This window comes from Actinoplanes sp. NPDC019969 (assembly GCF_055562375.1).
Genome location: NZ_JBVHFK010000015.1, coordinates 110748 through 120881 on the forward strand (window position 1 = coordinate 110748; position 10134 = coordinate 120881).

Here is a 10134-nt window from a genome sequence, read left to right on the forward strand (position 1 = left end):
GCACTGCGAGTGCAAAATGTCACCCCAGCAGCTCGGACAGGGTGACCGGCGTCAGGCCCTCGCGGCGCAGACCGGCCAGGATCGCCGGCAGCGCGTCGTCGGTGTAGAGGGCGTTCGCCTCGGTCACGTGCATGATCACCACGGAGCCCGGCCGCACCTGCGACAGCACCGCGTTCACCACCGGCTTCGGCCCGCGAGCGAACGGGTCGCCGCTGACCACGTCACCGTCGATCACCGTGACGCCGAGCGGGGCCAGCGCCCGCAGCGCCGCCGGGTCGTGGCACAGGCCGGGGAACCGGAAATAGCGGGTCTGCCGCCCGCCGAACGGCTCCAGCACCCGGAACGTCTTCGCCACGTCCTCGGTCATCTCCGCCGGTCTCACGCGCGGCAGGTTGTAGCAGTCGCCGGTGAACGCCGCGTGCTCGTAACTGTGGTTGGCCACCTCGAACAGCGGGTTCCCGGCGATCCGGCGGGTCACGTCGGGATACTGCTCGGCCCACTGCCCGGTCACGAAGAAGGTCGCCGGGATCCGCCGTTTCTCGAGCAGATCGAGAAGACGGAGATTGGCGTACGAGGTGACCTCGCCCCGCCGCAACCGGGCGATCATCGCGTCGGTCATGTCGGCGTCGAACGTCAGCGCCACCCTCCTGGCGTCCCGCGGCCCGTGCTGGACCACCGGCGGCAGCGCCCCGGCCCGGCTCGTCCCGGGTTTCGCCGGCGCTGACGTCCTCTCGACGACCGGAGCGGCCGGGGCGGCACGTGAGGTCACCGGGGCCGGCGGGACCGCCGGCTCGGGCGGGGCGGCCCCGCACCCGGACAGCGCCAGGACGGCGAGGACGGCGAGACCGGCGCGCAACGACATGCGGGCGAGGATGTCATCCCCGGCCGATCCCCCGCCACATCGCGGTCAGCGGCCACCGCGCCCACAGCCGTACGCGCACAGGCCGAACTTGGCGAACCGGGTGCTCCCGGTCTTGCCGAAGGCCGTGAAGTCGCCACCGACGGTGACCGTGCGCAGTTTCGGGTTCGCCCGCAGGGTGAGGACGCCCCACTTGCCGTTGCTGTTCGGATTCCAGTTCAGCAGCCGGCCGGTCGCCGGATCCCAGGCGCCCAGCTTCGGCTGGCGGCGCTGCTCCCGCGGGCACCAGGAGGTGGCCGTCCGCGACGGCTCCGGGCACGCCACGGTGAAATGGCCGCCGGCGTAGATCGCGCCGTTCAGGTATGTGATCGCCTGGACGTCACCGTCGGTGACACTGCTCCAGGCCAGCCCGCCGTCCGGGCGGTAGGCGGCCACCCGGCCACCGGCCCCGGCGAGCCCGGCGTAGACCCGATCGGCGGCGGTGGTCAGGGCGAACACCGGGTACGGCACGGTGGGGCGGAACGTCTGGTCCGGCTTGCCGTCACTCACGCGCAGGGCGGCGAGACGGGCCGATCCCGGCGTACCGCTGAGGCTCTTGAAAGCCCCGCCCACGTAGAGCCGGGACCCGGACGGGGTCAGCACCAGCACTTTTCCGTCCGTGCCGCCGCCGAAGGCGGGGTCCAGCGCCCCGTCGGAGAGCCGGAACGCGGCGAGGTTGCGGGCCGGCCGCCCGTCGACCGTGCTGAAGCTGCCACCGAGGAAGAGACGGCCGCCGACGGTGGCGATGGCGTGGCCGGTGCCCTTGACGGTGTGCCGCAGCGAGCCGAGCGCGCCCGTGGCCAGGTTGATGTCGGCGATGCCGGGTCGTGACTGGCCGCCGATGCTGCTGAACTCTCCGGTCACGTAGAGTGATGATCCGGCGGCGGTGAGGGCCGTGATGGCGTCGTCGGCGGCGGGCGCCCAGGGCAGCAGCCGGCCGGTCCGGGCGTCGACGGCGGCGAGCCGCTTCCGCTTGATCCGCTGACCGTCGACGATCGCGTGGGTGAAGTTGCCGCCGATGTACACGGTGTCGCCGACGTGGGTGCTGGCGTAGACGGGTCCGTCGAAGCCGGCGGTCCGGTCCGGGGTCGCCGAGACCAGCGGAACGGTGTCCGCGTGGGCGGGCGGCGCGCCGGTCAGGGTGAGGGCGCCGGTGAGCAGGGTCGCGAGGCACAGTCTGCGCGTCATGAAGGCGACGATATGGACGATTGCTCACCGATGTCCGGGAAAGCGAAGAAGATTAGTGAAACATCAGGTCATTCGCCGTCGTTGATCAACTCCAGCGCCGCGATCCGGACCGGGTGGTCCTCGTCGAGGCCGGCGAGGAACAGCAGGATCGGCAGCCGGGACTCCGCGTCGCGTGCGCCCCGGACCAGGGCGGGAGCGTCGGCGGCCGACAGCTGCCCGACGTCGAGCAACTCGCGTTCCACCAGCACGGGTCCGGACCGCTCGGGGCCACTGACGGTCACCGTGACCCGACGCGGGTTCGCCGGCAGCAGGTAGTCGACGCCGCCGATCCACAGGCGGATCAGGCCGGCGTCCCCGCTCCGGGTAGCCGGTGGGGACACCTCGGCGCGCAAGCTGTCGTCGGAGTACAGCGTCTGCCGCGCGCGCCAGCCGCCCTCCTCGGCCACGTGCGAGGCGATGGTGTGCTTCGGCTCGCCGGCGTCCTCGAGGCCGCGGCCGGCGCCCAGCAACTCCCCGGGACGATCGAGGCGCGGCAGCCGCCACGGTTCGGCCACCGAGATGTAGGTGAGGCGGCCGGCGGCGGGACCGGCGGGACGCCCGATCGGCTGCCGTGGTGGCCGGACCCGCCCCTCGGCATCGACGGTGTAACCGGTCAGCAGCGATGGGCAGGCGGCAGCCATCCGGTCGGCGACACGGTCACGGATCGTCGTGGGCACGGCCGTTCCCTGGGCGGAACGTTCGTTCCACGCCAGGCAACGGGCCAGGATCGGCATGCCGGCCGCGATCACCGGCAGGTCACCTCGGGCGACCCGCTCGTAGATCGCGGACTCCGCCCGATCCGGGACGCGGCCCCGCTGCCAGGCGACGGCACACCGCAGCAGGAACGGATCAGGGATGCCCGGATACTCACCGGCGAGCCGGGCCGCCCACTCCCCGGCCCGCGGATCGTCGTGGCGAAGCAGGTAGTAGCCGATCGCGATGTCCTCGACCGCTGTCCGCCGCCGGTCACCGAGCAGACTCCCGGCGACGGCTCCGGCGCCGGTCAGATCGCCGCGCCGCAGGAACCTCAGCAGCGTCCGCGCCGAGCCGGACGGCAGTTCCAGCCCGCCGGCCGGGAAGACGTCGAGGGGTGTCGACGGCGGCACATGGGTCACGACGGTCCAGCCGTCGCCGGCGGGCACACTCACGAGAGCGACCGGTCGATCGCTCCGGACCACGCCGCCGTGGAACGCGACACCCCCGGTGATCGGTGCGTCCACCGGGTCGTCGACGAGGGTTCCCGCGGCAGGGCCGGAAGCCGGACCTTCGGGAACCGGCGCGACGTCGAAGTGGACGGGAAAGGGACCACGGCGATGAACGGTCCTCGAACTGGTGCACGACCAGCCGTCCGGGGTCCAGCCGCGCACGTGATAGCGGCCGGGGCCCGGCACCTCGACGAAGACGCCCTCCCGGGTCACCGCCGTACTCGTGATGACCCGCAGCTCGTCGTCCAGCACCTCGGCGGCCAGGACGAAGGCGTCTCTCGGAGCGTCGACGCCGGTGCACCAGATCACGAGCAGCTCGCTCATCGGGACGCGACCCGCAGATCGAACCGGCGCGACGGCGGGAAGACCACCTCGTCCTCGTGGCACCGGTCCGTCCACTCGCCGGCGCCGAACTCGGCCCGGACGTCGTAGACCCCGGCCCGCACCGCGCCGGTCCACCGGTCCCGGCCCGGCGCCCGGGACAGCACCTCGGCCTGGTCACGGGACCGGCGCAGACTCAGCCGGGCGGTCCGCTGGGCGTTCTCGGGCAGGCAGCCGACGTCGAACGGCACCTCCGGCGGGCCGGCCAGCGCCCGCAGCACCGCCGGCCCGTGCGAACCGTCCACCTCGGTCTCCGGCAGCACGGCGGCGACGGCGGGCCCGAGCCGGTCCGCCATGATCCGCCAGGTGCCGTCGGCGCCCCGGACCGCCGCGCCACCGGCGAACGCCTGACGGACCGCCACGGCGAAATCGGTGGGGCGGTCGGGGTACGCGAACGCCTGCCGGCCGCTGCGGGCGGCGTAGACGGCGACGTCGACCGCCGGCCGGCGCACCAGGGGGATCATCGTGGGCACGGTCCCGTTGAGGCGTACCGTCCCGTCGACCCCGGCGGGCACCGTCCGGCACGTGTCCAGCAGGTAGATCAGCAGGCCGGCCCGGTTGCCGAGCATCCCCGCGCGGGTCTCCTCGAAGTCGATCGCGTGGACGAACGGGTTGGCGGGGTGACTGCCGAAGTCCTCCAACAGGAGCATCTGCTGCTGGACGCTGCGGGCGTACCCGTGGCCGCAGAAGTAGAACAGGCCCACGGCGGACGGGTCGTCGCAGCGGTCGTACCACTGCTGGAAGCCTTTGAGGAACCCGTCCAGAGTCGCTTCGCCCGGGGTGGCGAGCAACTCGACGCTCGCCAGCGGCACCTCCGGGTCACCGGCCTGCCCCGCCGTCAGCCACTCGGCCACCGACCGGGCGCTCACCGCCGCCCCGGGAACGTCCTCCAGCCCGCGGACCAGGGCGTTCCGGGAACGCGCCGCCGCCGGGTAGCGGCTCGCACCGACGATCAGGGCGTGCATCCGGCGGGCCGTCATCAGGTCAGCGGCCCGATCCGCCGGCCCAGGCGGGCGTGGAAGTGCGGCTGGCGAAGGTACGCCCCGTGGGCCCAGACCGACCCGGACGGGTAGTCGTAGTCGTCAGCGCCCTCGAAGATCGGCTCGGCCCGGAACGCGAGCGGGTCGTTACGGTCGACCACGTTGATCCATCGCCGGACCCCGGCGGGCGCCGCGACCCGCTCGCCGCCCGCGCCCGGGACGTCGTCCGCGCTGGCATGGAACAGCTTCAGCTCCTCGAACAGGCCGACCTGGGAACCGACCGTGACGAACGCGTCCACGGCGAGAACGGGGCGGTAGTGGGTGAGGATGTCGTACACGATGTTGCCGCCCATGCTGTGCGCGACCACGATCAGCGGGCCCGGCTCGGCGGCCGCCGCGTCCAGGGCGGCGAGGACCTCGGCGACGATCGGGCCCGGCGCGGCCCGGGTGCCGCGCTGTGCCAGGTAGGCGAGCACGTCACCGACCAGCACCGGGACGGTACGGCGTTCGGCGAGCCGGGCGCCGGCGATCACCGGGCGGCCGGAGAGCGCGACAGCCGTACGCCGCAATCGGGACGCCCCGCGCCGCAGAACCGCCCACGCGTCGCCTGCCGCACCCAGCGCCTGCCCGTCCCCGCCGGCGGCGGGTGTCGTGGTCAGCTCCTCGAGCCGGTCCAGCAGCTCGTCGTCGTCGGTGATGCCGGCCAGCCAGTCCGGGCGGTCGCCCTGCGCACCGGCTGCCGTGACCAGGCGGGCGGCGACCGTGCCGAGGCCGCCCGCCGTCTCCTCGCCGACGCCGGCGCTCGCGGCCAGGCCTGCCGTGTAGAGCAGGTCGATCCCGTCGGCCAGCGACCGGCGGGCCACGCCGAGGACCACCTCGTCCGGGTCGACCGGGCCGTCGGCGGCGAGATCGTCGATGACGCTCGCGTACTCGTCGTCGGCGCCCAGCGGCTGCCGGGGACCCCGGGGGATGCTGGCGCCGTCCCAGCGCAGCCGCCCGGCCAGGTCGCCCCAGAACGGCGCGTGAACGGTCTGCGGGCCGGCGCAGGCGGGAAGCAGGCACTCCCGGAAGAGATGGTCACGCACGGCGGCGGCGTGATCCGTCCTGGCTCCGGAGCGGTTGGCGATGCCGTGGACGTAAACGAGCGGCACTGATGCCTCCCGGCGGGGATCTCACACGTTGACACCAGACTACTAGCCCGTTGGAGGGCGTCGGCTACCTTGATGCCGTGTCGAAGGTCGATCAATCATCCGAGTCCGTTCCCGCCTGGCTGCTGTGGCCGGTGCGGGCGATCGCGGTCGTCGTGGTCCTGCCGTTCCGTCTGCTCCTCGCGGCCTTCGAGTTCGTCGGCAATCTCCTCCACCGGTTCGTGTGGAAGCCGCTGCTGTGGCTCCTGCATCGGACGATCGTCGTGCCGGTGTCCTGGGTGTGGAAGACGCTGATCGTGCCGCCGGCCGTCTGGCTCGGCAAGGGGCTGGTCAAGGTGCTGGCGTTCGTGCTGGCCCTGTTCGCCGTGCCGCTGACCTGGCTGTGGGAGCACGCGCTGGTGCCCGCCGCCATGCTGTTCCACCAGTGGGTGCTGCGGCCGATCGGGATCGCGCTCACGGTGTCGCTGCGGTTCCTCTGGCAGTGGCTGATCGCGCCGGTCGGCCGGGCCCTGCTGTGGTTCCTGGAGCTGGGCTGGACCGGCACGTCGTGGGTGTTCCGGCAGCTCTACCGGTTCCTGCTGCGCCCGATCGGCATCGCGATCGCGTTCGTCTGGCGGTACACGTTCGCGCCGGTCCTCCGGGCCATCGGCCACGTCTGGCGCTGGACGATGGACGAGATCCTGCGCCCGGCCGGGGCGGCGGTCCGCTCCGTCCTGTCCGCCCTCGGCTTCCGCTGAGCCGCCCGGATCCGCCCGGCTGCCGGCCGGGCGGATCCGGACTCGAGGAACGACCGGGCCCGTATCGCCCATACGTCCGCGGAGATCAGCCGGTCGGCGGGTACCGAGCGTGACCACGTGACTCCAAGCTCACGCTGTGAACTTGCCACCACCGCAGGATCCCTGGGGTCAGCCGAATCCGTTCCCGCCGCCGCACCCGACTCAGGGGATGCCGGTCGCCCCGCCGTTCGCGCCGCCGGGGCCTCCGCCATCGAAGTGGAAGCCGTGGCACAAGGTGACGCTCGGTGTCATCGGTGTGCTGGCGTTGTGCCTGTGCGGGGTCGCGCTGTTCGCCCCGGATCCGCCGGATCAGCAGCCGTCGAACGCGGTCCCGAACGCGGCGGCCGTCACGCAGCCGGTGCGCGCGGAGAGCAGCCCCAGCCTCACGAGAGTCGTCCCCAAGCCGACCACCACCACCGCCACCAAGAAGGCCACACCCGGTCCGAAGGCGACGACCACCGCGACAAAGAAGGCCACCAAGTCGCCTAAATCAGTTTATTACGCGAACTGTGCCGCGGCGCCGCATGAACTACGTGCGGGTGAACCCGGTTACCGGAAAGCGCTCGACCGCGACGGTGACGGCGTGGCCTGCGAGGCCAACGACAGCGGGGACGACGACGAGCCGGCCGCCACCGAGGAGCCCGCGGACGACGGCACCGACCCCCGTTTCAGCACCTGCGCGAAAGCGAAAGCCGCAGGCTACGGTCCGTATCACGAAGGCAGCGACCCGGAGTACGACTGGTACACCGACCGGGACAACGACGGCGTCGTCTGCGAGTAGCGACGGTTCTGCCCCGATCTGCGGGATCATGTCCGTGTGAGTGACGTGTTGCGGCGCACCGATACGGTAGCCCGGCTGGGCGGGCGCCTCCGGCTTCCCGGAGAATCCCGCCCGGCGCCGGCCCGGGCCGGCGGCGTGCCTGCATGAACGGATCAGTGGAGACCACCGACGTGACGACCGACCAGCCCGGCCAGCTCGCGAGACGGGAGCATCCCGAGGCCTGGCATCAGCACCTGACTGATCTGAATCACTTCCTGATGGTCTACAAGTTCGGCCTGGCGGAGATCAACACGAAGATCACCATCCTGGCCGAGGAACTCACCCACCGCGGCTCCGGCAACCCGATCGAACACGTCAACCCGCGCCTGAAGTCGCCGGCCAGCATCACCGCCAAGGCCCGCCGGCTGAACTGCCCGCTCACCTTCGACGACCTGCGCGCCCGGATCCGCGACATCGCCGGCATCCGGATCGTGTGCAGTTTCGTCTCCGACGTCTACACGGTGGCGAACATGCTGACCCGCCAGCCCGACGTCAACCTGGTCGTCACCAAGGACTACATCGCCAAGCCGAAGACCAACGGGTACCGCAGCCTGCACCTGATCGTCGAGATCCCGGTCTTCATGTCCGACCGGGTCGTCGCCGTCCCGGTCGAGGTGCAGCTGCGCACCGTCGCCATGGACTTCTGGGCGAGCCTCGAACACAAGATCTACTACAAGCACGACCCCGAGGTGGTGCCGCCGCGGCTGCGGGACGAACTGACCGCCGCCGCCGAGGACGCCGCCCGTCTCGACCTGCGGATGGAACGCCTGCACCGCGAGATCCACGGACCGCGCCGCTAAGATCGATCAATGACCAGCGATGCGATGAGACACCCCACCCACGATCGCTCCTGGGTGCTCGGCGCGTTCGGCATCACGACGGCGTTCTCACTGCTCCTCGGCTTGAGCCTGCTCTCGCAAGGGGCGGACGTGGCGGCGCTCATGCTGATCCCGGTCGCGCTCACCGCCGTACCGCTGATCGTCAAGCGACGCCACCGCCGCCGCGCCGCCCTGGTGAGCGGCGTGTTGCTCGCGCTCACCGCCGCACTGAGCCTGCCGAGCGTCGGCGCCTTCCTCCTGCCGGGCGTGATCCTGCTCGCCATCGAGACGCTTTCCCCGAACAATGGGACAAATCTCCGCGAGTGATGAATCGATACCATGCTCCGGCTGCTGTGACGCGGGTCAGGTGTCGAGGCGGAGGATGGTGTCCTCGATTTCCGTGGCGCGGGCGTTGGCGTACCCCACGTCGCCGTCCATGACGTAGCTGGCGATGTTGCCGGCGAACCGCCCATCGATGGTGGGGTTCGCGCGCCGGGGTCAGTCGGTGTCGGTGGCGGCGAGGACGGCCAGGCGGCGGTGGTCCGGTGTGACGACGGCCAGGCCGATGTCCCAGGCGACCTGTTCAAACCAGGAGGTGGTGGCGGCGAACGAGTACCAGGTGGAGCGCTGCGTCGCGGCGTGCACGGCGGGGAAGTTCCCGGCTGCGCCGGTCAGGGCGGCGATCGTACGCCAGGCGAGCAGCCGCCCGTACGCCCCGTGTTCGCCGGAGTTGTAGGCGCCGCCCAGCGACGCCGCCCCGAACAGCACGTGCCAGGCATCCGCCGCCGTGCAGGCCCCGAACCCGGTGGTCAGCCCGTCCGCCGACGCCAGGCCGAGGGAGGTCAGCGCGCCCCGGACCGCCGCGGGCGGCAGATCGGCGTCGAAGGCGAACGTCCGGGCTTCGATGCGGCCGTTGGAGTGCTCGGCCCAGTTCGCCACGGCGGCGCTGATCGCCTCGGACTCGGCAGCGGTGGTGCTCTCACGCCAGGTGGGAACCGGGGCGTCGCCGTCGATCGGCCGCGGCTTCGCGGTGGGGCTGGACCAGCCGGACCCGCGCATGCTGTAGCTGGGCAGGCGGGGCCGTCGCTCGATCTCGGTCAGGGCCGGCGGCAGCCAGGCGAGCGGATGGGGCGGACCGGTGTGCCTCATGTCCGCCGCGCCGCGCAGGGCCAGTTCCTGGACCAGGCAGGCCCGCAGTTCGCCGGGGCGCACGACGTCCAGTTCGGCGGCGGTGTGGGCGGACGCGATGGCGTCCGGATCGGTCACGCGGGAACACTAGCCGGATGGTGTTCCGGTTGGAGCGTGGGGTGACGGGGTTCTGGGGCAGGAACGACCCGGAGCCGCCGCGGGTGGAGGTGCGGATGTTCCGGGGCGGGTGTCACACGGCGGCGCTGGCGTCCGGCGGGGCGGTGGAGTCGATCGACGAGGCGGCGTACCCGCGGGGCTATCACCGCGCGGTGGTGGCCGGGGCGGGGATCCTGTGCCATGCCGGGTACCCGCTGATCGCGTTCGTGGCCGACATCGACGCGTCCTGGCTGGAGCCGCGGGAGTTCGTCAAGCCGCCGGCCTGGGCGGGGGCCTTCACCGAGCGGGGGTTCACGGTGCTGGGCCGGGAACTGCTGGCGTCGCCGTTGACGGCTGTCGACACGTCGGCGCTGACCAAGGCGGAGTGGCGGCAGATCCACGGGTGGAAGGCGACGACGGTCGGCGAGACGGTGTTCAACGGATGGGACTGAGCCCGCAACGCTCCTGTCGTCCGGAATCGGCCGTCGGGGACAACGCGGTTTGGAGGATTCCTACAAACAACGGTGCCCGACATGCATGATCCGGCTTATGGCTCGACCGGACGGTAGCCGAGAGGGTGGAGGAGGAGAATCGGAC

Annotated in this window: 11 protein-coding genes; 5 read left to right on the top strand and 6 right to left on the bottom strand. The window is 72.0% G+C overall.

Annotated elements, in window-relative coordinates; all coding sequences use genetic code 11:
• Positions 1-19: 19 nt before the first annotated feature.
• The 5 genes from ACZ3II_RS36800 to ACZ3II_RS36820 all read right to left on the bottom strand — a co-directional run bounded on the left by ACZ3II_RS36800 (position 20) and on the right by ACZ3II_RS36820 (position 5842).
• Positions 20-862, bottom strand: a complete 843-nt coding sequence (locus tag ACZ3II_RS36800; RefSeq protein WP_465524174.1) for a polysaccharide deacetylase family protein — start codon at positions 860-862, stop codon at positions 20-22.
• A 45-nt stretch (positions 863-907) separates the two neighbouring features.
• Positions 908-2086 (bottom strand): delta-60 repeat domain-containing protein, encoded by a 1179-nt coding sequence (locus ACZ3II_RS36805; RefSeq protein WP_465524176.1) that lies wholly within the window; start codon positions 2084-2086, stop codon positions 908-910.
• 68 nt (positions 2087-2154) lie between these two features.
• The gene (locus ACZ3II_RS36810; RefSeq protein WP_465524178.1) at positions 2155-3654 is read right to left on the bottom strand and encodes a hypothetical protein; all 1500 of its coding nucleotides are present in this window, start codon (positions 3652-3654) and stop codon (positions 2155-2157) included.
• Positions 3651-4691: a hypothetical protein gene (locus ACZ3II_RS36815; RefSeq protein WP_465524180.1), complete on the bottom strand. Its 1041-nt coding sequence runs from the start codon at positions 4689-4691 to the stop codon at positions 3651-3653. The genes ACZ3II_RS36810 and ACZ3II_RS36815 overlap by 4 nt, the downstream gene beginning before the upstream one ends.
• Positions 4691-5842, bottom strand: coding sequence for a hypothetical protein (locus tag ACZ3II_RS36820; protein WP_465524182.1), 1152 nt, complete (start codon positions 5840-5842; stop codon positions 4691-4693). The genes ACZ3II_RS36815 and ACZ3II_RS36820 overlap by 1 nt, the downstream gene beginning before the upstream one ends.
• 77 nt (positions 5843-5919) lie before the next feature.
• Here ACZ3II_RS36820 and ACZ3II_RS36825 point away from each other — a divergent pair, with 77 nt between their 5' ends.
• The 4 genes from ACZ3II_RS36825 to ACZ3II_RS36840 all read left to right on the top strand — a co-directional run bounded on the left by ACZ3II_RS36825 (position 5920) and on the right by ACZ3II_RS36840 (position 8580).
• The gene (locus ACZ3II_RS36825; protein WP_465524184.1) at positions 5920-6576 is read left to right on the top strand and encodes a hypothetical protein; all 657 of its coding nucleotides are present in this window, start codon (positions 5920-5922) and stop codon (positions 6574-6576) included.
• A 274-nt stretch (positions 6577-6850) separates the two neighbouring features.
• Positions 6851-7396: an excalibur calcium-binding domain-containing protein gene (locus tag ACZ3II_RS36830; RefSeq protein ID WP_465524186.1), complete on the top strand. Its 546-nt coding sequence runs from the start codon at positions 6851-6853 to the stop codon at positions 7394-7396.
• A 143-nt stretch (positions 7397-7539) separates the two neighbouring features.
• Positions 7540-8235 carry a GTP pyrophosphokinase gene (locus ACZ3II_RS36835; RefSeq protein WP_465524188.1) on the top strand — a complete coding sequence of 232 codons (696 nt, stop codon included), beginning with the start codon at positions 7540-7542 and terminating at the stop codon, positions 8233-8235.
• A gap of 9 nt (positions 8236-8244) precedes the next feature.
• Positions 8245-8580, top strand: coding sequence for a hypothetical protein (locus ACZ3II_RS36840; protein ID WP_465524190.1), 336 nt, complete (start codon positions 8245-8247; stop codon positions 8578-8580).
• Between the two features lie 171 nt (positions 8581-8751).
• Here the strand turns inward: ACZ3II_RS36840 and ACZ3II_RS36845 are convergent, their stop codons facing one another.
• Positions 8752-9519, bottom strand: coding sequence for a DUF6183 family protein (locus ACZ3II_RS36845; protein WP_465524192.1), 768 nt, complete (start codon positions 9517-9519; stop codon positions 8752-8754).
• 17 nt (positions 9520-9536) lie between these two features.
• Between ACZ3II_RS36845 and ACZ3II_RS36850 the strand changes: the two genes are divergently transcribed.
• A complete protein-coding gene (locus tag ACZ3II_RS36850) occupies positions 9537-9989 on the top strand; it encodes a hypothetical protein (protein ID WP_465524194.1) in 453 nt (150 codons plus the stop codon).
• The last annotated feature ends 145 nt before the right edge of the window (positions 9990-10134 follow it).

Coding starts and splice junctions, on each gene's coding strand:
- ACZ3II_RS36805 (WP_465524176.1), bottom strand. CDS start 2,086: ATGACGCGCAGACTGTGCCTCGCGACCCTGCTCACCGGCGCCCTCACC.
- ACZ3II_RS36815 (WP_465524180.1), bottom strand. CDS start 4,691: ATGACGGCCCGCCGGATGCACGCCCTGATCGTCGGTGCGAGCCGCTAC.
- ACZ3II_RS36810 (WP_465524178.1), bottom strand. CDS start 3,654: ATGAGCGAGCTGCTCGTGATCTGGTGCACCGGCGTCGACGCTCCGAGA.
- ACZ3II_RS36840 (WP_465524190.1), top strand. CDS start 8,245: ATGACCAGCGATGCGATGAGACACCCCACCCACGATCGCTCCTGGGTG.
- ACZ3II_RS36850 (WP_465524194.1), top strand. CDS start 9,537: ATGGTGTTCCGGTTGGAGCGTGGGGTGACGGGGTTCTGGGGCAGGAAC.
- ACZ3II_RS36835 (WP_465524188.1), top strand. CDS start 7,540: ATGAACGGATCAGTGGAGACCACCGACGTGACGACCGACCAGCCCGGC.
- ACZ3II_RS36800 (WP_465524174.1), bottom strand. CDS start 862: ATGTCGTTGCGCGCCGGTCTCGCCGTCCTCGCCGTCCTGGCGCTGTCC.